23 protein-coding genes are annotated in these 22,430 nt (G+C 64.1%); 12 read left to right on the forward strand and 11 right to left on the reverse strand.

Features of this window, described 5'->3' with window-relative positions; translation table 11 throughout:
* The 3 genes from coxB to BT108_RS01715 form a co-directional block, all read right to left on the reverse strand.
* Positions 1–785, reverse strand: a 785-nt coding sequence (gene coxB / locus BT108_RS01705; protein ID WP_072292987.1) for a cytochrome c oxidase subunit II, incomplete at its 3' end; no start/stop codon positions are given.
* 350 nt (positions 786–1,135) lie between these two features.
* Entirely contained in the window at positions 1,136–2,245 is a 1,110-nt protein-coding gene (locus BT108_RS01710) for a metal-dependent hydrolase (protein ID WP_072292834.1), read from the reverse strand.
* 63 nt (positions 2,246–2,308) lie between these two features.
* The gene (locus tag BT108_RS01715; protein WP_072292835.1) at positions 2,309–2,917 is read right to left on the reverse strand and encodes a ubiquinone biosynthesis protein COQ9; all 609 of its coding nucleotides are present in this window, start codon (positions 2,915–2,917) and stop codon (positions 2,309–2,311) included.
* 410 nt (positions 2,918–3,327) lie between these two features.
* Between BT108_RS01715 and BT108_RS01720 the strand changes: the two genes are divergently transcribed.
* From BT108_RS01720 to BT108_RS01735, 4 genes are all read left to right on the forward strand, one after another.
* Positions 3,328–3,849, forward strand: a complete 522-nt coding sequence (locus tag BT108_RS01720) for a PH domain-containing protein (protein ID WP_072292836.1) — start codon at positions 3,328–3,330, stop codon at positions 3,847–3,849.
* Complete coding sequence (locus tag BT108_RS01725) at positions 3,842–4,228, forward strand: VOC family protein (RefSeq protein WP_072292837.1); 387 nt, start codon at positions 3,842–3,844, stop codon at positions 4,226–4,228. Before BT108_RS01720 ends, BT108_RS01725 begins: the two co-directional genes overlap by 8 nt.
* On the forward strand, positions 4,225–4,737 hold the full coding sequence (locus tag BT108_RS01730; RefSeq protein WP_218184795.1) for a GNAT family N-acetyltransferase: 513 nt from the start codon (positions 4,225–4,227) through the stop codon (positions 4,735–4,737). Before BT108_RS01725 ends, BT108_RS01730 begins: the two co-directional genes overlap by 4 nt.
* Before the next feature lie 332 nt (positions 4,738–5,069).
* Entirely contained in the window at positions 5,070–6,425 is a 1,356-nt protein-coding gene (locus tag BT108_RS01735; protein WP_072292839.1) for a flavin monoamine oxidase family protein, read from the forward strand.
* 34 nt (positions 6,426–6,459) lie between these two features.
* On the opposite strand, the gene BT108_RS01740 is transcribed toward BT108_RS01735, so the two are convergent.
* A complete protein-coding gene (locus tag BT108_RS01740; protein ID WP_143142345.1) occupies positions 6,460–7,731 on the reverse strand; it encodes a hypothetical protein in 1,272 nt (423 codons plus the stop codon).
* Between BT108_RS01740 and BT108_RS13420 the strand changes: the two genes are divergently transcribed.
* Complete coding sequence (locus tag BT108_RS13420; protein ID WP_143142346.1) at positions 7,718–7,984, forward strand: hypothetical protein; 267 nt, start codon at positions 7,718–7,720, stop codon at positions 7,982–7,984. The genes BT108_RS01740 and BT108_RS13420 overlap by 14 nt on opposite strands.
* A 279-nt stretch (positions 7,985–8,263) precedes the next feature.
* Here BT108_RS13420 and BT108_RS01745 read toward each other — a convergent pair whose 3' ends face one another.
* Complete coding sequence (locus BT108_RS01745) at positions 8,264–10,987, reverse strand: cation-transporting P-type ATPase (protein ID WP_072292841.1); 2,724 nt, start codon at positions 10,985–10,987, stop codon at positions 8,264–8,266.
* Positions 10,988–11,286: 299 nt separating this feature from the next.
* On the opposite strand from BT108_RS01745, the gene BT108_RS01750 reads away from it, so the two are divergent.
* On the forward strand, positions 11,287–12,198 hold the full coding sequence (locus tag BT108_RS01750) for a universal stress protein (protein WP_072292842.1): 912 nt from the start codon (positions 11,287–11,289) through the stop codon (positions 12,196–12,198).
* Between the two features lie 3 nt (positions 12,199–12,201).
* Here BT108_RS01750 and BT108_RS01755 read toward each other — a convergent pair whose 3' ends face one another.
* On the reverse strand, positions 12,202–13,404 hold the full coding sequence (locus tag BT108_RS01755) for an esterase-like activity of phytase family protein (RefSeq protein WP_072292843.1): 1,203 nt from the start codon (positions 13,402–13,404) through the stop codon (positions 12,202–12,204).
* A 265-nt stretch (positions 13,405–13,669) separates the two neighbouring features.
* On the opposite strand from BT108_RS01755, the gene BT108_RS01760 reads away from it, so the two are divergent.
* The 6 genes from BT108_RS01760 (at position 13,670) to BT108_RS01785 (ending at position 19,001) form a co-directional block, all read left to right on the forward strand.
* The gene (locus tag BT108_RS01760; protein WP_072292844.1) at positions 13,670–14,455 is read left to right on the forward strand and encodes a GAF domain-containing protein; all 786 of its coding nucleotides are present in this window, start codon (positions 13,670–13,672) and stop codon (positions 14,453–14,455) included.
* Positions 14,456–14,842: 387 nt separating this feature from the next.
* A complete protein-coding gene (locus tag BT108_RS01765) occupies positions 14,843–15,808 on the forward strand; it encodes a metal ABC transporter substrate-binding protein (protein WP_255369569.1) in 966 nt (321 codons plus the stop codon).
* A gap of 5 nt (positions 15,809–15,813) precedes the next feature.
* Positions 15,814–16,602: a metal ABC transporter ATP-binding protein gene (locus tag BT108_RS01770; protein ID WP_072292845.1), complete on the forward strand. Its 789-nt coding sequence runs from the start codon at positions 15,814–15,816 to the stop codon at positions 16,600–16,602.
* Complete coding sequence (locus BT108_RS01775) at positions 16,603–17,604, forward strand: metal ABC transporter permease (RefSeq protein ID WP_083566096.1); 1,002 nt, start codon at positions 16,603–16,605, stop codon at positions 17,602–17,604.
* A gap of 314 nt (positions 17,605–17,918) precedes the next feature.
* Positions 17,919–18,380: a nickel-responsive transcriptional regulator NikR gene (gene nikR / locus BT108_RS01780; RefSeq protein ID WP_072292846.1), complete on the forward strand. Its 462-nt coding sequence runs from the start codon at positions 17,919–17,921 to the stop codon at positions 18,378–18,380.
* Between the two features lie 234 nt (positions 18,381–18,614).
* Positions 18,615–19,001 (forward strand): hypothetical protein, encoded by a 387-nt coding sequence (locus tag BT108_RS01785; RefSeq protein ID WP_072292847.1) that lies wholly within the window; start codon positions 18,615–18,617, stop codon positions 18,999–19,001.
* An 85-nt stretch (positions 19,002–19,086) separates the two neighbouring features.
* Here the strand turns inward: BT108_RS01785 and BT108_RS01790 are convergent, their stop codons facing one another.
* From BT108_RS01790 to BT108_RS01810, 5 genes are all read right to left on the reverse strand, one after another.
* Complete coding sequence (locus BT108_RS01790) at positions 19,087–19,566, reverse strand: hypothetical protein (RefSeq protein WP_072292848.1); 480 nt, start codon at positions 19,564–19,566, stop codon at positions 19,087–19,089.
* A gap of 292 nt (positions 19,567–19,858) precedes the next feature.
* Entirely contained in the window at positions 19,859–21,127 is a 1,269-nt protein-coding gene (locus BT108_RS01795; RefSeq protein ID WP_072292849.1) for a c-type cytochrome, read from the reverse strand.
* Positions 21,124–21,861, reverse strand: a complete 738-nt coding sequence (locus BT108_RS01800) for a c-type cytochrome (protein WP_072292850.1) — start codon at positions 21,859–21,861, stop codon at positions 21,124–21,126. The genes BT108_RS01795 and BT108_RS01800 overlap by 4 nt, the downstream gene beginning before the upstream one ends.
* 43 nt (positions 21,862–21,904) lie before the next feature.
* On the reverse strand, positions 21,905–22,231 hold the full coding sequence (locus tag BT108_RS01805) for a metal-sensitive transcriptional regulator (RefSeq protein WP_369816909.1): 327 nt from the start codon (positions 22,229–22,231) through the stop codon (positions 21,905–21,907).
* Positions 22,215–22,424 (reverse strand): heavy-metal-associated domain-containing protein, encoded by a 210-nt coding sequence (locus BT108_RS01810; RefSeq protein WP_072292852.1) that lies wholly within the window; start codon positions 22,422–22,424, stop codon positions 22,215–22,217. Before BT108_RS01810 ends, BT108_RS01805 begins: the two co-directional genes overlap by 17 nt.
* Positions 22,425–22,430 lie beyond the last annotated feature (6 nt).

Consider the following 22,430-nt stretch of genomic DNA (forward strand, 5'->3'; position numbering starts at 1 on the left):
GCCTTCTGCTGCGATACCCACTGCGCGTACTTCCCGGGCTCCACCGCCTCCACCACGATCGGCATGAACCCATGCTCCTTCCCGCACAGCTCCGCGCATTGCCCCCGGTACGTCCCGGGCTTGTCGATCGTGAACCATGCATCCCGGATGTAACCCGGAATCGCATCCTGCTTCACCCCCAGCGTCGGAACCCACCACGCGTGGATCACGTCATTGGCCGTCAGCAAAATCCGCACCTTCTTCCCCACCGGCACCACCATCGGGTTGTCAACCTCCAGCAGATAGTGCTCCCCCTTCGACTCCCGGTTCTCCTGCTGTGCCCGCGGCGTCGACAGCTCGCTCAGGAAACTGATCCCCTCGCCTTCCCCCGTCAGGTAGTCGTACCCCCACTTCCACTGGTACCCCGTCACCTTCACCGTGATGTCCGGGTTCGACGTGTCCTTCATCGCAATCACCGTCTGCGTCGCCGGGTACGCCATCCCGATCAGTATGAAGAACGGTATCGTCGTCCAGATGATCTCCACCGTCGTGCTGTGGTGAAAGTTCGCCGCCTTGTACCCCGCATCCTTACGGTGCTTCAGCACCGAGTAGAACATCGTCCCGAACACCCCGATGAAGATCGCCAGGCATATCCACAGCGCCAGCGTGTGCTGGTCGTATATCTGCTGCGCTATCACCGTCTGCGGCGCCGGAAGATTCAACTGGTAGGGATCCGCCGCCGCCATACCAAGCCCGGAATACGTCCCATACGTCAGAGCACACGATAGCGCTGCCAGTCTGTTCATTGCTCCCGCTCTCGTCCATCGCCGCCCCCGTGCCGCGGCGGATATGAAGACAATCGGATTCTCTTATCCTGTTTCCAAGCCCGCCGGCCGATCCGGTATCCGCAAGGCATGGGATTCGCAGAAATTCGTTGCATCGTATGACGTGCCGGCCGTGGAAACATTGACGGTCGTCAACTTTGATGTGATTTCAGCTTCCGCGGGGCGATACGAGGAGGGCGCAGGATGTGCGCCGGAGGGAAATGCCTTGCCGGCTGCATGGGGCGAGCCCGGATGGAGGACTGCGTCCCGCCCGAGCCACGAGGGAGAGCGTGGCTCCTTCGGGCTATCTATGAATGGAAAGGCGGCCGAACCTAGGGGGTTGGAGGATGGGATTTTTCATCCACTGCATCCATTCCGATGAATGCACGCAGGGTGTCGATCCCAAAGGTTTCCGTCATCCGCTGCGCATGCCAGAGACCGGTGGCATCCTCACGGCAGACCCCGTACCCGAGAGAAGGCGGCAGTGCGGGCAGGATGAAGCGCAGATCGAGGAACCAGGCGCACGTGCCGGTAGTGGTGGATTCGACCCGGTCGAGGAAGGGCAGCAGGGCAAAGTCCCGGTAGCGGGAGAATACCGTCTGCCCCCAGGCCTCACGCGCCCATGCCGCCTGCCCAATGTCGGCGCCGAACTTCCGGTAGTGCGCCCATGCTGCTCCCTGGATCGGCCGGTAGTGCGCAGCGGGCCCCGTCCCATGCCCCGCTTCGGGAGCGTCCCGATCCCGTTCCCGCCCCAGGTCGACGGACGCGACGTGATATTCCTCCTCATGCACGACGACGATCCTCCAGTAGAAGGGCGACAGGGGCTGGGGAAACGCGTATGTCCTCGTTTTCGCCCGAGCCGGAAGGCGGCTCGCGGCATAGGCCTCACCGGCCTCGACGGCTCGCGAATGCAGCACGCCCTGAAAACCCACGTAGCATCCAAGTGCCGCCAGCGCGACGATGGCGGGAAATCTCGATGGCGGTCTTGCCGCGGAGGCGAGCAGCCCGGCCGCGATGATGGCGGAAAAGTACAGATCGATGATGAATGTGAAGGGCAGGGAAAACCGATGATGGGAAAAAGGGGCCAGCACCATCGTGCCGTACGCGGTGAAGATGTCCCCCGCGATATGGATGGCGATTCCCAGCGCTGCGGTGCCGTAGAATGCCCGCCATCCGTAGCGGCGCCGCCAGAAGCGGGAGAGAATCCAGGCCAGGAGCCATGCCCAGAAGGGCAGCAGGAGAATGGAGTGGGTTACGCCGCGATGCAGATCGAGGTAGGGCAGTGCGCCGAATATGCGCAGCACGATGTCGCTGTCCGGAAATGCCGCCGCCAGGAATCCCGCCTGCATCCGCGTACGCAGTGCCAGCCCGCCGGGTGCTTCCGCCGGGGCCGTCGCGCGCGCCAGCAGGGCTCCGCTCAGTGCATGGGTCAGGGTGTCCATGACATAGCACTCTCGATTCGATGGAAGGAAGATGCAGGATGAAGAATTTGCCAGGGCGCGGGATCAGGCGCTTTCCGTGCCCTTCTCCGGACCAGGGTCGCCTCGCCCGTACATCAGGCGGTTCAGGTCTCCGGCTCCGGCAAGGCACCTCTCGAGGAATCGGCCAGTACTTGCCGAACCGGCCGATTCGTCCCGCATCCAATGGAGGAACGTCGCCAGGTAAATGGCCGTCAGGCCGGTTTCCTCCAGTGCGCGCCGCAGGTGGACGGCATCCCGCTCTGCGGCCTCCCGCATCCACTGGACGGTACGGCTGACGCGCAGCAGACCGGGGATCTGGACGTGAAGGTGTCCCGGTTCGAGCTTTCCATGGATCATCTCGCGAGTCGTCCTGCGATAGGGGTGCAGCGCACCCAGCCAGGCCATGATCAGGCGATGCAGGCGTCGGGCCGGCGCCAGCTGCGAAAATCCCGGCGTCTGCGCAGCCTTGAGCATGGCGCCGTCGGCGCGCTCGAACCAGGCGTCGACGATGTCTTCCTTCTCCCGGAAGCAGGCACGCACCTCATCCAGCGTGATGTCCAGCGAGGCCGCCACGTCGTGCAATCGCACGGCTTCCCACGATTTCTGCTCGCCGAGGCCGAGCGCGGCATCGACTATCCGATCAGCCGTCGTCATGCTTGCTCTCCTGTATGGCCGCCGGCGTCGCGAGATTGACGCGGCTGTGCCGCACGACCGCTTCCTTGAAAGTCTAAAGAACATTTCTGGAGTTATCAATACACCGCAACCGTGATTCTTCGAAGCTCCGCACCGAGGTCCGCGCAGGCCTGATTGCAGCTGCAGCGGGTCCGGGTCCCCGAGGAGCCGCCGCTCTTGCGGCCCCCTGCGACGGCGCTTGCGGGAATCCGCCGTTGCGGGCAGAATCGAATCCTGGAAAACCGCCCGGATCTGGCCAGACCGCAGGCTTTGCTCATGCGGTATCCGGGAGTCGAACCTTCTACCATCCAGGCGAACCGTAGCCATGAATTCAGGTACCGGCAGCAGGCGCACGGCGAGATACCGCCTCTGTACAGAAGCGGAGCGGGATCGTGGCTGACGCGATCATCTATCGCTCCAGGATCGATGCCTGGATCGCCATCGCGCTGGGCCTGGGTGCGGCGCTGCCGCTGGTAGTGGTTTTCCCGGCGGCGCTCGACGCCTCCGGTCCCGCGGCCCTGATCGCGTTTTCCACAGCCGTCCTGCCGGCAGTCCTGCTGGGCTGGCTCATCCGGGGACTCGGCTACACGCTCACGCGGAAAGAGCTGCGGGTTCGCTGCGGCCCGTTCTTCTGGATCGTGCCGCTGGAGACAATCCATGCGGTCGTGCCGACACGCAGTCCGCTGTCGAGCCCGGCGCTGTCGCTCGACCGGCTCCGCATCGACTACGGGCATGGAAACGCCCTCATGATTTCGCCACGGGATAAGGAGGATTTCCTGCGGGAACTCGGGGCGCGCCGTGGGGCGATTGCCCGGTACGAGGCCGCAGCGTACGACCCTGGCCGCCAGGGCCCTCCTGTGCGCAGGTATGAAACACACAAACGCCGCGATAGCTGGGACGGCACCCGTGCCTGATCCAGCACGCGCCGGCGCGCTCATCTATGCCAGGAACCTGGAATGCCTGTCGGCCTTCTACCAGACCCTCCTGGGCATGAACGTGCTGTACAGGGACGCGGACCACCACCTGCTCGGGTCCCCCGATGCGCAGCTGATCATCCATGCCATCCCGGCCCGCATTGCCGATACCTTCGAGATCACGGTCCCGCCCATGCTCCGCGAGGAGCAGGCGATCAAGCTGTTCTTCACCGTCTCCGACCTGGATGCCGCGCAGGCCACGGCACAGGCGCTCGGAGGCGGGGTGTGTGCCTCCGTACAGGAAGAGCCCGGTTTCAGGGCCTGCAACGCATTCGATCCCGAGGGCAACATCCTGCGCCTGAGAATGCAGGTACCTTGAGTTCAGCCGGCGGCATGGACATTCGCGAGCTCGGACAGCACGAGCAGAAAGCCTATCGGGCGCTGTGGCTGCTCGGCATCACCCGGCATCCCGCCTTTTTCCGTATCTCTCCGGAGGACGATGCGACCACAGGCATCCCGACCCGGTTCGAACCGGACAGCTTCACCCTGGGTGCGTTTTCGGGATCCAGCCTGATGGGCATCGTGAGCCTCGAGCGTGACTCGCATGCCAAGCTTCGCCACAAGGCCCTGGTCTTCCGCATGTTCGTCCATCCCGAAGCGGCGGGCAGGGGCATCGGCCGAGCCTTGCTGGAGCGTCTCATTTCGTCGGCAAATGGCATCGACAGTCTGCGCTATCTCTACCTGACCGTGCTGACCTCGAACACCCGTGCCATCCGCCTGTATTCGTCCCTGGGATTCCATACGTTTGCGCACGAACCGGGCAGCGTCCTGATCGGCGATTGCTATGTCGACGAATTCCAGATGGCGTGCCGGCTGACCAGGGCGTGACTTTGCCAGTGGTATCATCCGGATCAGACATGTGGAACCATCGGGATTTGTCGGGAATTCTGAGATGATCCTCATGGCAACGGACATTTTCCGGTTGTCGTGCACCAGATGATCGAAGAGCCAGAATGTTATTACGCAATCATCCGAGCTTTTCTCCGCGACCTGGACGGACTGCCCTGTTCCAGCTGGTGTCCAGGGCATTGAGGTCATTTGATTTGTGCGGACGGCAGCAGGCCGGTGTCCGCCACCTGGGTTCCCGCAGAAATTTCCTGCACTCGGTCGCCGCACTCGCTGCGGCCTATGCAGCACCGATACCGACCCATGCAAGAGAGATGGAGCCGCGCATCGTCGTGGTCGGGGCCGGCATCGCCGGGCTCAATGCGGCTTGCGTACTGCGGCAGGCCGGATTCCGTGCCACGGTATACGAGGCTTCGCAGCGAACCGGGGGACGGATAAGGACATCCCATGACGATATCGCTCCCGGCCTCGTCACCGAGCTGGGGGGGGAGTTCATCGATTCGACGCACCTTGACATGCTCGCGCTGGCCAGCGCATTCAGGCTGCCGCTGCTCGATGCCGGAAGCGGAAGCGAGCGGGATCTGAAAACCAGATTCTTCTTTGGCGGGCATGGCTATAGCGAGGGGCAGGTGATCGCCGAATTCAAGCCGCTTGCCGTCCGGATTGCCGCGGATGCGGCCCGCCTTTCCCCCGAGGTCACCGCAAGGGCGCATAGCCGCATCGATGCACAATTCGATGCGATTTCCGTCTCGGAATACCTGCATCGGATCGGTGCCACGGGCTGGATCGTGGACTTGATCGATGTTGCCTACACGACGGAATACGGTCTCGACGCGAGCGAACTCTCCAGCATCAACCTGCTGTCCATGATCGGTACCGCCACGGACGATGGGTTCAAGGTCTTCGGTGAGAGCGACCAGCGCTTCAAGATCCAGGGGGGCACCCAACGCATGACCGACGAGCTTCTGGTTCGCGTCGGCCAGGATGTCCGGCTCGACCATCGATTGGTTTCGGTGCGATCAAAGGGAAGAGGATTCCAGCTCGTTTTCACCACGACCGGGGGCACGATTCCCGTCGAGGCGGACTGGGTGATCCTGGCGATACCCTTCACGCTGCTGCGCCAGGTCGAACTCGTGGATGGGGTGCCGCCCGTTACGCGGGATGCGATTCAACATCTCGGTTATGGCACCAACGCAAAGATCATCCTGGGTGTAGGCCGCCGGGTGTGGCGGGAGCATGGATACAGCGGCGAATGCTACTCCGACGAGGAATTCCAGACGGGATGGGATGCCAGCCGGCTGCAGGCGGGGTCTATCGGTGCCTACACCTGCTATCTGGGCGGCAGGGCCGGCATGGAGATCGGCGCCGGCACGGTGGAAGAACGCACCCGTGGCGTGCTGCCTGCCCTCGATCGGGCATTTCCCGGATTGGCGAACGCCCATACCGGCACCAGCATACGCATTCACTGGCCTTCGGAGCCCTTTTCATTGGGTGCATATTCCTGCTTTCGGCCGGGCCAGTGGACGCAATTCAACGGCGAGATCGGACGAAGGGCGGGCAACCTGCTGTTCGCAGGGGAGCACTGCAGCACCGGATTCCAGGGATATATGAACGGTGCCGCCGAAACCGGCCGCCTGGCCGCCCAGACCATCATCGAAGCGCTGCGTTGAACCGGGGCATGAACAGGGCATCCACCGATGCCGTTCAGCCGCTGGATTTCCGTCTTCGCCGGAACAGGTTCAGGCCCCAGAGAGAAACGCTCAGGATTACGATGCTTACGAAGCCTATGGCGGACCAACCGATGGCGTCTATCGACTGCGTTACGTGCGCTGCAGGATCGTCTATGGGCTTCCACGATACCATCGGGGCCGCCTGTGCCGGGGGGATGTCCTTTTCCAATATGGCTCTGGCAGCCTGTGTCGCGGAAATGAACGCCAGCAGAGCCACGACCAGCGCTTCCGCGGTTCCGCGGCGCAACTGCCAGATTTCCTTGATTTCCTCATGCAGTTCCAGCAGCCGGGATTGAACGAGCCGGTATTTCTCGATGGAGCCGCGCTTCTTCCTGCCCACCTCGAATAAAGTGGTTTCGGTGGGGTAGTTGAAGATCATGGGCAGATGCAGGCTGTGCAGGTACTCATAGGCGGTGTCGTGCCTGGCTTCCAGATCTCTCATCTTCAGCAGCAGGCGGAGCTGCCAATACTTGTCGAGCTTCTCTCTCAGAGCTTCTATCTGCGCTTCCGCCATCTGCACCAGTTCTTCGTTGTGGATGAGGACGGCGTGCGGGATGACCAGGTAGGGACTGACGCCCAGGGTTTGCCTACAGGTTTCGAGGGCACGATCACCTTCCGCGATGGACAGGAGGGTACAGCGGTTGAATTTCAGGAATACGCTGCCGTCCTCGAACGATGGCTCGAACGTGTCCACGATTTCCTCGAAGTCCGTTTCGTCAAAATCGAAGATGCCGATGGCGATTCCCGACAGTGCCTGCAGGGTCCTGGTGGAACGGTCATTCCGGGTCATCACTTCTCGGGTCGCCTCGTGAGGGTCTGCCCGATCCCCGCCGGTCTGTCTATTCCCAGGAATCTGTTCGGTTCGTGCCCGGATGGCGTCCCACAGAAGCTTCTTTGTATCGAAACTCTCGGAATCGCTGGTATTTCCCAGCAGGAGCTGGATCGTGCCGCTCCTCAGTTCATACGCAAGGCATGAATTTTTTTCCTCGGTACAGGAATCGACCAGTCTTTTCATCAGGTCGATTATGTGAAGATCCTTGTGCTGTTCACCGTCGGTGGAGTGATATTCGAATGTGATGTTCTGGGCAAGTTTTTTCTTTTCGGAATCAGGGATATGGGTACCCTTTTTCATTTCGCGGTATGGGCCAGTATTTTCGGCGCGTCCATCGTAGAGGCTGATGAGCTTGATGATTTCATACTCGTTGAACGAGCCGTCCGGATCGTCGCTCGACGTGAAGAAGGTCAAATGCCAGATCCGTATTCCGCTGGATGGAAATTCGGTCGAGTTGAGCATGCAGGCAACGGTTCGCCTCTCTTTTTTACATGTCATTGTTATGGACCGGCCTTCGGAGCTGTACTCGTATGACGGTGGGAATATTATTTTTACTTTTGGGCTCCCATCACGCCTGGCATCCGAAGCATTGTTCTCAGCGCCGCCGGACGCGGCCGGGCGGGAAATGGCGAGTCTGTGCCGGCTGACCACGGGGGGCTCTATCTGAAACTGGTAGCTCAACAGATCGTGCTCCATTGATCTGAAAACGGGATCGGCTTCCTGTCCGCTCTTGTTTCCTTTTTCTTTCATTTCGACGAAATGGAGGCAGACGGACGCGGTGCCCAGGGACAGGACCGGGTTCTCTTCTTTTCCGGAGGATGCCGTGACCAGGCCTTCCGAGGGTGAGGAGTTTTTCATTTCGTTCGCATGATCCTGCAATATGGATATGCCGTTGCGCAGTAATTTTCCGGAAAGCAAGATAGCATGAAAAGACTCCGTCTTGAGGCTATTCCAGGGGAGGCGGCGATGATCGAACGATGCCGCGCCGGATGACGAGCTTCTCGATCTCGGCGACGCCGAATACCAGCAGCCCGGCGCCGAGCACCTTCGTCCATTCCGCGGCGCCCAGGCTGGCCGAGCCGAAGATCGAGTGCATGACGGGCGCGTGGGTGAAGGCCAGCTGCAGCGGGACGCAGGCGGCGAGGGCGAGCAGGACGTAGCGGTTGCCGGTCAGGCCCTCGAGATTCACCACGGAAGCGTAGATGTAGCGGCTGTTGACCAGGTAGAACATCTCCGAGACGACAATGGCGTTGACCGCCATGGTGCGCGCCACCTCGACGGACGTGCCCTGCGCCTGCTCCCACAGGAAGAGGCCCAGCGCGCCGGTCATCATCAGCATCGAGACCATGACCACGCGCCAGACGAAGAATCCCGAGAGCAGGGGCTGGCCCGGCGGCCGCGGGCGCCGCGCCATGATGTCGCCCTCGGGCGGCTCGAACGCGAGCGCCAGGCCGAGCGTGCTGGAGGTCACCATGTTGATCCACAGCACCTGCGCCGCGGTGAGCGGCAGGGTGAGCTCGAACAGGATGGCGGCGATCACCACCAGCGCCTCGCCGCCGTTGGTCGGCAGCATGAACAGGATGAATTTCTTCAGGTTGTCGTAAACCGCCCGGCCCTCGCGCACCGCCGTGGCGATGGTGGCGAAGTTGTCGTCGGCGAGCACCACGTCGGCCGCTTCCTTGGCCGCCTCCGTCCCCTTCATCCCCATGGCGACACCGACGTCGGCGCGCTTCAGCGCCGGGGCGTCGTTCACCCCGTCGCCGGTCATCGCCACCACCTGTCCGTCGTCCTGGAGCGCCTGCACCAGGCGCAGCTTGTGCTCGGGGCTGGCGCGTGCGAATACGTCCGCTTCCATGACGGCACGGCGTAGCGCGGCATCGTCCAGCTTCTCGATCTGCACGCCGGTGATCGCCGGGCGGCCGGTGCCGATGGCGAGCTGGGCGCCGATGGTGCGTGCGGTTTCCACATGGTCGCCGGTGATCATCTTGATGCGGATGCCGGCCCGATGGCACTCCGCCACCGCTTGCACCGCTTCCTCTCGCGGCGGGTCGACGATGCCGACCAGGGCGAGCAGCGTATAGCCCGCCTCCACGTCGCCGAAGGTCAGCTGGCTACCGGCAGGCGGGGTGTGCCGGTGCGCGAGCGCCAGCAGGCGCAGCCCTTCGGCGGCCAGCGTGCCGGCCGTGCGCTCCCAGTAGTTTCGTTCGAGGGGACGCTCGCCGCCGTCTTCCAGTTGGCGGTCGCAGATCTGCAGGATGCGTTCGGGCGCGCCCTTGACGAAGATCTGGGGCGTGCCCGCGTCGTTGCCATGGCAGGTGGCCATGAAGCGGTGCTCCGATTCGAACGGGATGGTATCGAGGCGGGACCATGCGTGGCAGGCGGCCGCCTGGCCGAGGCCGGCCTTCTCGCCGAGCACGAGCAGGGCGATCTCGGTGGGGTCGCCCTCCGCGCGCCACGCGCCGTCTTCCCGATACAGGCGGGCGTCGTTGCAGAGCACGCCGGTACGGATCGCGAGGGCGAGGGCGGGGTGCTCCCGGAGCTCGATGGGCCGCCCGCCGGCGCTGAGATCTCCTGCCGGCACGTAGCCCGCGCCCGCGACCTCGACCATTCGGCCGGCGCAGGCGATGCGCTGCACCGTCATCTCGTTGCGCGTGAGCGTGCCGGTCTTGTCGGAGCAGATCACCGTGACCGAACCCAGCGTTTCCACCGCGGGCAGGAGACGGATGATGGCATGGCGCTGCGCCATGCGCTGCACTCCGAGCGCGAGGGTGACGGTCATGATCGCCGGCAGGCCCTCGGGAATGGCCGAGGCGGCGAGGGCGATGGCCATCATGAGCATCTCCTCGGCGCCATGTCCCCGCCACCGCGTGCCGACCAGGAAGGTGGCAGCCGACATGGCCAGGATCACGATGGCAAGGATGCGTCCGAAGTGGTCGATCTGGCGCAGCAGCGGCGTGCTGGTGTTATGCACGTCCGCGAGCAGGGCGGTGATCCGGCCCAGCTCAGTAGCGGCGCCGGTGGCGACGACGATGCCGCGCGCCTGGCCGTGGGTGACCAGGGTGCCGGAGTAGGCCATGCCATGGCGGTCTCCCAGCGGCGCGCTGGCCACGGCCACGTCGGTATTTTTCTTGACCGGCAGCGATTCGCCGGTCAGCGCGGCCTCGTCAATGCGCAGCTCCCTCACCTGGATCAGGCGCAGGTTCGCCGGTATGCGGTCTCCCGATGCCAGCACGACGACGTCGCCGGGCACGAGACCCGCGGCGTCGATCTCGCGCGGCCTGCCGTCCCGTACGACGGTCGCGCGTGGGGAAAGCATGGCGCGGATGGCATCCAGCGCGGTCTCGGCCTTGCCCTCCTGCAGGAACCCGATCACCGCGTTGATCACCACCGCCGCGAGCAACACACTTGTGTCGATCCAATGGTCGAACAGGGCCGTGATCACCGCCGCGCCCATCATGACGTAGAGCAGTATGCTGTGAAACTGCACCAGCAGTCGCATGAGGGCGCTGCGGCGCCGGGGAGGCGCCAGCCGGTTGGGTCCATGGCGAGCCAGCCGCCGGCGGATCTCGCTCTCCGCCAGCCCATGCGGCCCCGTCTTCAGGCGCCGCGCGGTCTCCTCCGGGGAAAGCGTGTGCCAGGGGTGCCGCGCGGTATCGGGGTGTTCGTTCATCGGACGGACGGTGTGGCGGTCGGATGACCTGGATTCCGCGAACGGCTCATGGCGGGAAGGCGGCCAGGCATGTCGGAGCGCGTGGCGGCGGGGCGGATTGCGTGTCCCCGCGATCCCGTGGGGGATGTTTCCGCGTTGCGGCGATCCGCGGGCTATAATGGTCCACATGAGGCATCATCGTCCAAATTCTCTCATGGAACAGGCGGGGATCGGGAACAAGCTCGCCCGGGTTGCCCGTCTGGATGCGGCATTGAAGGATTCGCGCACTCAGCGTGGCCCTGCAAACCCGGTGAAATGACATGAGCATTTTGGATGGCGCCGGGCCGATACTGGTCGCAACCGATCTTTCCGAGCGTTCCCTGCGTGCTGCCACGCGCGCGGCCCTGCTGTGCGCCGAGCTGGGGCGCGGCGAGGTGGAGCTGCTGGCAGTGAAGGAGGCCAAGCTGCCGGATGCGCTCGCCCTGGTGCTGGGCAGCACCCTGGCGGCGGCCGAGTCCATGCTGGTGGGGCGTACCCTGGAGGAGCTCCGCCCCATCTCGCGTTCGCTGCAGGAAAACCATGGCATTCGCTGCACATCGAGCGTCCGGTTCGGGCGGCCTGGAGAGGCGATCGCCGCCCGGGCAGTGGAGTCGTCCGCGGTGCTGACGGTGATCGGCATGCACGGTGGCGGCTTCTTCACCGAACTGTTCGTCGGCAACACGGCGGATGAGCTGTCGCGCGCAAGCCGGACGCCGCTGCTGGTGGTGCGGAATGCTGCCTCGCACGCGTACCGTGAGGTGCTGGTACCGGTGGATTTTTCGGAGGACTCGCGGCATGCCGCCCTGGAGGCGCTCAGGATCGCGCCTTCCGCGCATGTTACCTTCCTGCATGTGTTCGACATCGTGCTGGAGGAACAGATGCGCTGCGTCAATGCTCCGGCCGAAGCGGTCGCCCGCTACGGGATCCGGGCACGGGAGGCGGCCCGCGCGGAACTGCATCGGTTCGTCGGCGGCCTCGGGCTGGGCGACCGCGCCTGCGCGCATGTCGTGGTCTTCGGCAATCCCGGGCACGCCGTATGCGACCACGCCCGGACGTTGCAACCGGACCTGATCGCGCTGGGGAAGCACGGGCGCCGGCCGATCGAGAATCTGCTCCTCGGCAGCGTCACGCGTCACGCTCTCGAGCGGGCGGGCTGCGACGTCCTGATCGTGACGGCGCCGGCCGCCGCGTAGGCGTCAGCCGTCTTCCGGGAGATCGATCTCCAGCGCGATGAACTGGGTAAGCTGGTTCTTCGAGAAATTGTCGTCCGCTACCAGTATCAGCGTACGCCTGCCGTGGTGGCGCGGACCAAGGGTGATGCCTTCTATGTTCCCCACGACAAGTTCCGAGCCATCGGCCTGCTTCAGGTCCGCCAAATCAAGGAGCAAGGTCTTTTCCACCGCCTGTACGTTCTTTTCGGCGATGGAGGCCATGCCCGACACGTTGGTCGCGCGGCGTGCGTCGGCGTGATAGAGCCGTACGGTGAATCCCGAGCGAAGGCCGCCGGACAGGGCCGCGCCACGCACGAAGGCACGCTCGATGGCGATGAACTGGCGGTCCCCGATGGCGACCAGATCGGTCAATCCGTTGGCGGCGAAGCCGAGGAAGGGGTGGGGGGCGGAAGGAACGGGCTCCACGTCGTAGACGTATTCGGCGACGGGCTTGCCATCACCGATTCCGAAGGCGAGTATGCGCGCACGCGAACCGCTGGAGATGCCGGCGCGGTCGGAATCCTGGGCCAGGCCGTTTTCGGTGGCCGTGTACAGGATGCGCCCGTCGATCGAAAGCGCCAGGCTCTCGAACCCGAGATTGTCGTATACGCCCTGGTTGTTCCGGAACAGCCCGATGCCCGGGCCGTTCGGATGATAGTAGCCAGGCACGTCGAAGTCGCGGACATGGCTGCCGTCCAGGTACATCTCTCGCACTGTGGGATTCTGGGTGTCGTGAATCACGCGATAGCCCTCGCTGCTCCAGTAGAGCACGTTGCGTGCGACATCGATGCGCAAGCCTTCCGGATCCACCGAGTACCGCTTGAAGGTACCGCCACCGGGGGGCTGGAGAAAGGTGACCGCGTGCAGCGTCACGCCGGCCATGCCGGGAGCGGCAGTGCGCCGGAACTGGGAAAGGTCGAGGCTCAGCTCATAGAAACGGGCGGGGTCGATCTTGCTGCGATCGTCGCTGATGGCAAGGTAGCGGCCGGTGAGGGGATTGTAATCGAGGGAAGACAGGCCGCCGACGGTGGTACCGAGAAAGCGTGTCCTCGCCGGAACGATCTGCTGGCCGATGTAGGTCAGGTTGAGATCGGCGGCATGGACGACCGCAAAAGGAAGAATGCAGGCTGCCGCCAGCAGGGCCGCAAGCGTCGCCCGGAAGAGGGAGGAAGTGCGCACAGGACTCATCGGACAGGATCTTCGTGCAGGGGACGGCAGGCCATGGATCACCGTGTGTGTACCAAGCGCTGTGATACAATCGGCCGTGATCGGAAGTCACTTGGCGGATTACGGGGGTTCCTCCATGGCGACCGGATGCAGTCTGCACGGCGAAGATGACGGGATTGCGTCCGCCCGCATCATGGAGCGCTCATTCTACCGGATAATGCCGTCCCGTTGTCGGTACCCCGGGGGGTACCGAAAATCGTAGCGTAGTCATTGCGATGGAGTCGGAATGGATACCCACGGTCAGGCGGACAACCCGCTCATCAAGCTCCAGGACATCTCCTGCTTCCTGGAGGAAGGCAGTTTCGACGACAATCTTCTGCGTCTGGCGGAAAAGACAGCACGGATCCTCGACGCCGGCAACTGCTCCATCATGCTGTTGAGCGAGGGAGAATCCCCGAATCCCTCCATGCGGGTGTGCGCCAGCTACGGCCCGTTGCCGCCGGCGGCGTACAAGGAATCGGTGAAACGAGGCGAGGGCATCGCCGGCCATGTCGTCGCCACCGGCGAATCCCTGTATATCGAGGACATCCGCCAGTCGGCGTTCGCCGCGCAGGCGCGGCGCAGCGGGGAAGCCTACAAGGGCCTGCTGTGCTCCCCAATACGGATCAACGCCTGCATTGCGGGCGTGGTCAACGTGACCGGGCGCAACGGCGCAGGCTCCTTCAGGCCCGGCGATCTCGACCTGCTCGACGTCATCGCGCTGTTCATCGGCAAGTCGATCCAGACGATGCAGCTGCAGAACATTCTGAACTCGCGTTTCGCCCAGTTGGCGCTGGTGCAGGAAACCCGGAAGAACGTGGGCGGTTCCCTCGGCAGTGCGCTGCACAACCCGGATCAGATCGCAAAGATCGTGGCGAAGTCGTTCTACAAGGAAATGACCCGGCTGGGCTTCGGATCGAGCCAGGTCATCAATGTCGCTTCCGACATCATCACTCAGCTCAACACCCACCTGCAGCGGCACAGCAAGCGTATCGAGCGGGAACACAAGGGCGCTGCCGACAAGCCCGCGTGATCGGCGCGCACAGCGCATCGACGATTTCCAGGAAAGAAGGGGAACGCCAGGCTGGCCAAGCCCGTTCTCGTGCGCCGGCTCGGCCGGCAGCGGAAATCCGCCGAGGGGCTGGAGGGCGCATGTGTCGCCTGCGGCAGGAAATCCAGGCGGTCGAGGGCGCTGCCCTGCGGGCTCTCCTCCCGATTCGATGCTCCCTCACATCGCAATCCCCATTCCTGTTGAATGCCCTGAAAAACCGGAATTCTTCGAGTATGAAAATTTTGTCGAATATTCATACACGCTGTTTTCGATTTTATCTTATAGTCGAAGGGAGCAGTTGGAAGGGGGCGGTGGAGCCGGAATTCCAGCTGCATGGATCAAGGAGTTTTTCGGGGAAAGGAAATGGCAGTGGAAGGTACCGCATGGCTGGCACGTTTCGCGCCGTGGTGTTTTTCGGCGCTGGCGCTGTGCGGTCCCGTTTGGGCAGCGGGAATGGAGAAGCCCAGGGTCGTCACCACCGTCGCGCCCATCACCGACATCGTCCGCCATGTTGCGGCGGGCCATGCCAGCGTGACCGGCATCGTGCCGCCGGGTACCGACTCCCATACCTTCGAGCCGGTCCCCTCCGATGTCAAGATCCTCGCGGCGGCCGACATCATCATCGTCAACGGCCTTGATCTCGAGCTGCCCACGGTGGGCCTGGCGGAAAAGGTCAAGCGCGCGGGCGTGCCGCTGGTGCAACTCGGCAACCGTACGCTGAGCAGGGAGGAGTGGCGCTATGATTTCAGCTTCCCGCGCGCGCATGGCCATCCCAATCCGCATCTGTGGCCCAACATCGCGCTGGCCATGCGCTACGCCGAGATCGTTCGCGACAGCCTTTCCTCGCTCGATCCGGGAGCGAAGGAAGGCTACGCCGCCAACACCGCAGCGTATCTGGCCCGCTTGCGACAGCTGGACGAGGCCATCTTCGGCTGCGTGAGGAGCATTCCCGAGAAGCACCGCAAGCTGGTGACCTACCACGACTCCTTCGCCTATTTCGCGCCGCGCTACGGCATGCAGGTGGTCGCGGCCATCCAGCCGGCAAATTTCTCCGAACCGGGGCCGCAGGAGGTGATCCGCATCATCCGCCAGATCCGCCAGGAAAAAATCCCCGCCATCTTCGGTTCGGAGGTGTTTCCGAGCCGTACCGCGGAGCAGATCGCGCGCGAGAGCGGGGCACGCTTTATCGACCAGCTTTCCGATGACGAGCTGCCGCCGCCGCCCAACGATTCCTTCATCGGCATGATGGCCGCCAACATGGCGATCATGACCGGGTCGCTGGGCGGCGACCCCCGCTGTGTGGCGCACGTCGACACCCGGGGCCTCGCGCCCTGAACGCCATGGATCCGGCGATCCGGCTGAGCGATGTCACTGCGGGCTACGCGCACGACGTGACGTTCTCGCGCCTGTCCCTGGAGATTCCGCGAGGCCGCTTCGCGGGTATCGTGGGACCCACCGGTTGCGGCAAGACCACCCTGCTCAAGACCATACTGGGGACGCATCGCGTGTTCCACGGCAGTGTGCGCCTGGAGGGGGCGCCCGTGGAGCGCGTGCGACCGGGGGCGATCGGCTACGTGCCGCAGCTGGGCAGCGTGGACTGGAGCTTTCCCGTGACGGTCGAGGAGGTGATCATGATGGGCCTCTACACCGGCCGCTCCTTCCGGCCCTGGCCGAGCCGGAAGGAGCGCGCGCGCGTGCGGGAGCTGGCGCGCCGGCTGGGTATCCACGACTGCCTGCACCACCACATCCTGCACACCTCCGGCGGCCAGCGCCAGCGCGCCTTCCTGGCGCGTGCCCTGGCCAGCAACCCGCGGCTGCTGGTGCTGGACGAGCCCACCACCGGAGTCGACATCATGACCCAGCACGAGATCCTGCATCTGCTGGGCGACATCAACGACGAGGGCATCACCATCCTGCTGACGACGCACGATCTCAACGCGGTCGCCTCGCACCTGCCCTGGGTGATCTGCTTCAACCACGGCGTCGTGGCGCAGGGACGCCCGTGCGACATCTTCACCAGCGAGGTGCTGACCCGGACCTACGGCGGCGACATCGTCATCGTACGGCACGAGGATCACTACCTGATCGCCAGCGGCACGCCACTGCGCTTTTCCAACGGAGTTCACTGAATGGAGGCCCTGCTCGAGCCACTGGAGTACGAATTCTTCAGGCATGGCCTGCTGGCGGCGCTACTGGTGGGCTCGCTGTGCGGAGTGATCGGCGTCTACGTGATCCTGCGCGGCATGAGCTATGTGGGCCACGGACTGTCGCATGCCGCGTTCGGGGGGGCGGTGGTGGGCTTCACGCTCAATCTCAACTTCTACGCCGGGGCCGGCGCAATGGGCCTGCTGGCCGCGCTGCTGATCAATCGGGTGACACGCAGCGGCGAGATCAAGTCCGACGCCGCCATCGGCATCGTCACCACCGCCATCTTCGCCCTGGGGGTGGTCATCATCAGCCGGGTACGGACATTCACCCAGAGCTTCGAGGCAGCCCTGTTCGGCAATATCCTGGGCATCACCGGCGGCGACCTGCTGGTCATCGCGCTGGTCACCGCGGGCACCCTGTGTGCGATCTTCCTCATGTACCGCCCCCTGCTTTTCTCCACCTTTGATTCGGAAGCGGCACGCGTATCCGGAATCCGCACCGACATCGTCCAGCTGGTATTCTCGCTGCTGCTCACGCTCGCCGTGATCGCCTCGATGAACGTCGTCGGCGTCACCATGATCGCCGCCACCCTGATCGCACCGGCAGTGACGGCCCGCATGCTGACCGACAGCTTCAGCCGGATGCTGGTCTACTCGTGGATTCTGGGAGCCGTGACCGGCGTCGGAGGCATGTACCTGAGCTATTTCTTCAATGCCGCATCGGGTGCGACCATCGTCCTGTTCGGTGCGCTCCTGTTCTGCCTCGCGGCCCTGCTCCGGCAAATTCGGGAACGATCCCTGCTGCGCGCCAACCTGCATCGTCACGGAAGTCTGACTCACGCCCACGTGCATCCGTCGGGCCATGGCGAGGGGTATCATGGGTCCGGGGACAGCCCGGATGCGATCGACGCCGGTGCGCATCCCGATCCTGCCCTATTCGAAGCCGTACAGGGGCACGATGGCCGTCGTCACGCCGCGCCGTAGAGCCGTGCAAGCCCGTGGACGGCATACCGGAATGCGGCAGGACGCGGTGTGAGGGGGAGAATGATGAAGGCGTTACGGGAAGGACGGTGCGCGTACGGGACAGGAGAGCGCCTCCGGGCATCGGGCGGGAATGCGGGCGAGCCTGGGGCTCGACGGGACATGAGCGTTCGCCCTCAATTTCTTTCCATGCGAATGACGCCTATGCTAAGCTACCCGCGGGGCAGGGAGTTATGCCATGGTTATTCCAGCCGCTCCGTGACGCCATGGCCGGCATGGAATGACTTTTTAGACTGTTTCTGACCGATCCTACTCTCATGGAACGTTTCACCATTTCTCTCGACAGCCAGCTTTCCAAGCAATTCGATGAGCTGATGCGCGCGCGCGGCTACACCAATCGTTCGGAGGCCATGCGCGACCTGATACGTGAAAAACTGCAGGGCGAACGCCTGAGGGAATGGAGCAAGGGCCACTGCATTGCCACGCTCAGCTACATCTACGGCCATCATGAAAGCGATCTTTCCGGCCGGATCACCTCGGCGCAGCATGACCATCACGACCTCACCCTGTCGAGCATGCACGTGCACATGGATCACGACAACTGCCTCGAAGTGGTGATCCTGCGGGGAGCGACCCAAAGCGTGAAAAGCTTCGCCAATGTCGTCATGGCCACACGGGGCGTGCGGCATGGAAACCTGCACATGGTACCGGTGGAGATCACCGAATCGCAGCATTTCCCCGAGTCCGTCCCTCACATGCACAGCAATCCTCTCACCTGATCGACGCTCCATCCAAGGCCCGCCCGGCAGGGCCGTACGGGCCGTCTCCTTCCCGTCCTCCGTTCCGCCCGCCCGTCATTCCGGCTCGCGGTGCCGCGGATGTACTTCGGTACAATTCCCAATCCGACCAGAACCCGTAAGATGGCCTTCATGGGTCCGCTGAGCCGAGTGTTTGGCCAAGAGAGCAGCACGGGGAAAGCGGGATGGAGATATCCAACAAGAGGGAGGGCGGTCATGGGAACCGGGCCCAAGCGTATTTCTTCGAATGCCGCCAGAGCATCCATCCACACGGCATCGAATCTCAAACCGATCAGCTATTGGAAGAGCGACGCAATGGGTATCATGGCGTACGTATTCGAGGAGCCGGAGGCCACTCTGCGACGCTCCGGGCTGGTGCCGGAATGGGTCGGTTATCCTCCCGATTGCGCCGGCGCAGGCATCGCGGTGCCTGCGCATCACGCCTTTCCCAGTTACCTGAAGCTCCTGAGACTGCGCGATGGACGCGTGCGCCTCACCATCGACATCCGGGCGGTGCTGCGGGCGGACGATGCCTACCAGGATCTGATGCGCAACCTGCTGGCGGATACCCAGTTGTCCTTGATAAAGGGAGAGCCCAGATAGGGGAGGGGAAGCGTTGGCGACAGGTTCCCCGGCTGTCGCGACGAGCCGGCGTCACCTGTATTGGCGACGCCAGCGTACGGCATGCTCAATGATGATGGGAGTGGTCAGAGTGATCGTGTCCTCCTCCCCGGGGCGCCGTTCCTGCCGCGCTCTTGGGCTTGAGAGGAGTAAAGCTGGCCGACTGGACTTCCTGCCCCGGCAGTTCGATGAACACGCTGACGACCGTCTCGGGCGTCACGGAGAAATCTCCTGTTCCTTTCAGGGTGTTTTCGCCGCTCTCCGCCAGCCGCACCGCGACCTTGTGCTTGCTGTGATCGTTCAGGACGTTCACCTTGCCTGAGCCTCCCGCCGTGCTGATGGCGGTTTCCGCATGATCCGTCACGTATACCACGATTTCCTTGTCCTTCACGACCAGCTCGAGGTGATAGGGTCCCGCCATCCGCATCTGGCCCCCATGGGGCGCCTGGATGGAATCGAAGTATTCGTCGTTGTGCGCAGCGCTGAAGGGGGATGCTGCGGTAAGTCCGATACCCATCAGGAACATGGCAAATCGTAGTGCATTCATGTGCTGTCTCCTCGGTTATATGAGATTTTATTGCCGGTCGATGCTTTTAATGATACATGGTATGGGTATCTTATTATACCTATACTGGGTATATAAAGACATATCATGGTTTTGTCGTGGCAGGCAGCATATCACATCTCCGGATCGAGAAGGAATGGCCCGCTGCTAGGCACGATCCGACATGGAATTGGACAGGGAGCGGCGTCATTAATTCCATGCTGCGGCGATATGCCGCATCATCCCTGCTGCCGGTCTTGGCCGTCTGCTCCGGCCGGCAGGGACTGGGCAATTCCTAATGGATGCCCTTCCGGCTGCGGTCGACCTGGGCGGCGGTGACCAGGCTGCCGCGGTTTCCCCATGCATTGCGGATATAGGACAGCACTCGGGCGATCTCCTCGTCGCGCAGATGCTGAGCGAATGGCGGCATGCCGTAGGGACGCGGCTGGCGTTCGGTGACCGGCCCGTAGCCGCCGAAGAGCACGCTGCGGATGGCGTTGGTCGGCGAGGCCAGGGTGACGCCGCGGTTGCCGGCCAATGCGGGATAGGCGTTGAGCATTCCCTGGCCGGCGGCGCCGTGGCACTCCCGGCAGTGCGCCTCATAGATGTCTTCTCCCTGCCGCAATAGCCGGTCCACGTCGCCGGTGAGCCCGGGGGCCGGCCCCCGCGAGTAGGGGGCGGTTTCCGGCAGCGACCGGAGATAGACCGCCATCGCGCGCGCGTCTTCCGGCCGCAGGTGCTGGAGGCTCTGGCTGACGACTGCGGCCATCGGCCCCGTCGCGGCAGCCCGCGGGGCCATCCCCGTGGTGAGCAGGCGGGCGATGTCCTCGATCGCCCAGTCCGACATTCCTCCTTCCTGCAGCGAGGTCAGGGAAGGCGCATACCAGTTCGATTCCATGAGCCGCCCGCCGCCGAGCACATCGCCCTGGCTGATCCCCAGTGGATTGCGCGTGGTGTGGCAGGCGTTGCAATGCCCCAGCCCCTGCACCAGATAGGCGCCGCGATTCCATTCTTCGTCCCTGGAGGCATCGGGAACGTAGGTGCCCGGTTCGAAGTACAGGGCACGCCAGACATGCAGCAGCGGGCGGAAATTGAATGGGAATCGGATCCGGCCGGGAGGATTGCGCTGCGCAACCGGCGCAAGCGACTGCAGATAGGCGAACAGCGCGTCGGCATCGGGGCGCGTGACCCGAGTATAGTCCGGATACGGGAAAGCGGGATAAAGCGGGCGGCCGTCGCGACCCTGGCCATGATGCAGCGCCTGCCAGAAGTCCTCCGCACTCCATTCCCCGATGCCGGTGTCCGGGTCGGGCGTGATATTGGGCGTGATGAAGGTGCCGATCGAGGTTTCCAGAACGTGGCCGCCGGCGTAGGGCTCGCCGCCGTGGGCAGTGTGGCAGCCCATGCAGTTTCCGGCGCGGGCGAGATAGGCACCGTGCCGTCGCTGCGCAGCGGCGTCCGCCACTGGCGCGGCGGCATCGTCCGGGCCCGAGCCGGGCGGCGGGCGCAGCAGACCGATGCCCAGGAGTGCGGCCAGCGCCGCAGCCAGCACGATGGCCTTCATTGCGGCCCCGCCGACTGCAGCACGATGCTGCCACAGCGCCTCGCGAGCTCCGCCGGGAGCGCCGCGGCAGCATCTGCCGGGCGCGCCGTGGTGCCCGGCCGGGCCGCGAGCCATGCCGCCAGCGCGTCCGTCTCGCGGGGGGCCAGCCGCCCGGCGATCTCGGACATGCAGTCGTGCGCCTGTCCTCGCATCAGTCCGCCGTTGCGCCAGTTGCCGAACTGGGCCAGCAGGTACACGCGCGGCAGGCCCAGCAGGCCGGGGATGAAGGGCGCGGTGCCCATCAGATCTGCGCCGTGGCAGGCGGTGCAGGCCGGAATGTCGCGTGCGGGGTCGCCGCGCAGGATGAGCGTACGCGCCAGATCGGCTTCCTCGGGCGGGATGGCGAGCGGTTCAGGCGGCGGGAAGGCCAGTTCGAGCGCGGAGAAGTGGCGTGCCATTTCCCTCAGGTAGGCGTCGGGCAGGTTCTCCAGCAGCAGCTTCATGGGCCGGTAGTGACGCCGGCCGTCCCGGAAGTTGCGCAGCTGGTTGAAGAGATAGCCTTCCGGCTTGCCGGCAATGCGAGGGTAGTAGGCGTCGCGCCCGGCCTTGTCAGCGGTGGTGTGGCAGACGATGCAGGCTTTCACCCGTTCCGCCATCGTGTCGGGCGCGCCGGCCGGCTGGACGTCGGCCGAGGCAGCCGCGACGGCGACGGGAGCCAGCAGCCAGAGGGCGATCGAGCGCAGCCATTGCGTCATGCTCACGCCGTGTCTCCGGATGGACAGGGCAGGGGTGGCCGCGCTAGCGCGCGAACTTCCGCACCACTGCCATCAGTTCATCGATGGCCTCGTCGCCGCGGCCGGACTTGATGGCGCCCTGCATGCACCCGTGGGTGTGGTTCTCGAGCAGCAGCATGGCCACCGCATCCAGTGCAGACTGCAGCGCCGAGACCTGATTCAGGATATCGACGCAGTAGCGGTCCTCCGCGATCATTTTATTGACGCCGCGCACCTGACCCTCGATGCGGTTGAGCCGCCTGATCAAGGCCTCCTTGCCCGGCTGCACCACCGTCTGGGGGGCATGGCACGGCTCCTTCGGCGCAAGGGATCCCCTAGCCGGCGACTTCAAAGCCCGCTCCCTCGATGGCGCTCCGGAACTGCTCCGAGCCGGTGGCCGCCCCGTCGTAGCGGATGGTCACCTGTTTCAGTTCGAGGGAGACTTCCGCGCTGCTCACGCCCGGTATCCTTTCCAGTACGTTCCTGACGCTGTTGACGCAGCCCATGCAGGTCATGCCGTGGATCTTGAGGGTTTCCGTTTGCATGTCATG

This window comes from Nitrosovibrio sp. Nv17 (genome assembly GCF_900119085.1).
In the GTDB taxonomy this organism is placed as follows: Bacteria; Pseudomonadota; Gammaproteobacteria; order Burkholderiales; family Nitrosomonadaceae; genus Nitrosospira.

What these genes read in the sequence shown, in the direction of transcription:
- BT108_RS01790 (WP_072292848.1), bottom strand. Translation starts at nt 19,566, where the DNA reads ATGAATGCACTACGATTTGCCATGTTCCTGATGGGTATCGGACTTACC.
- BT108_RS01710 (WP_072292834.1), bottom strand. Translation starts at nt 2,245, where the DNA reads ATGGACACCCTGACCCATGCACTGAGCGGAGCCCTGCTGGCGCGCGCG.
- BT108_RS01785 (WP_072292847.1), top strand. Translation starts at nt 18,615, where the DNA reads ATGGGAACCGGGCCCAAGCGTATTTCTTCGAATGCCGCCAGAGCATCC.
- BT108_RS01745 (WP_072292841.1), bottom strand. Translation starts at nt 10,987, where the DNA reads ATGAACGAACACCCCGATACCGCGCGGCACCCCTGGCACACGCTTTCC.
- BT108_RS01760 (WP_072292844.1), top strand. Translation starts at nt 13,670, where the DNA reads ATGGATACCCACGGTCAGGCGGACAACCCGCTCATCAAGCTCCAGGAC.
- BT108_RS01715 (WP_072292835.1), bottom strand. Translation starts at nt 2,917, where the DNA reads ATGACGACGGCTGATCGGATAGTCGATGCCGCGCTCGGCCTCGGCGAG.
- BT108_RS01755 (WP_072292843.1), bottom strand. Translation starts at nt 13,404, where the DNA reads ATGAGTCCTGTGCGCACTTCCTCCCTCTTCCGGGCGACGCTTGCGGCC.
- BT108_RS01795 (WP_072292849.1), bottom strand. Translation starts at nt 21,127, where the DNA reads ATGAAGGCCATCGTGCTGGCTGCGGCGCTGGCCGCACTCCTGGGCATC.
- BT108_RS01770 (WP_072292845.1), top strand. Translation starts at nt 15,814, where the DNA reads ATGGATCCGGCGATCCGGCTGAGCGATGTCACTGCGGGCTACGCGCAC.
- BT108_RS01750 (WP_072292842.1), top strand. Translation starts at nt 11,287, where the DNA reads ATGAGCATTTTGGATGGCGCCGGGCCGATACTGGTCGCAACCGATCTT.
- BT108_RS01775 (WP_083566096.1), top strand. Translation starts at nt 16,603, where the DNA reads ATGGAGGCCCTGCTCGAGCCACTGGAGTACGAATTCTTCAGGCATGGC.
- BT108_RS01810 (WP_072292852.1), bottom strand. Translation starts at nt 22,424, where the DNA reads ATGCAAACGGAAACCCTCAAGATCCACGGCATGACCTGCATGGGCTGC.
- nikR (WP_072292846.1), top strand. Translation starts at nt 17,919, where the DNA reads ATGGAACGTTTCACCATTTCTCTCGACAGCCAGCTTTCCAAGCAATTC.
- BT108_RS01800 (WP_072292850.1), bottom strand. Translation starts at nt 21,861, where the DNA reads ATGACGCAATGGCTGCGCTCGATCGCCCTCTGGCTGCTGGCTCCCGTC.
- BT108_RS01735 (WP_072292839.1), top strand. Translation starts at nt 5,070, where the DNA reads ATGGAGCCGCGCATCGTCGTGGTCGGGGCCGGCATCGCCGGGCTCAAT.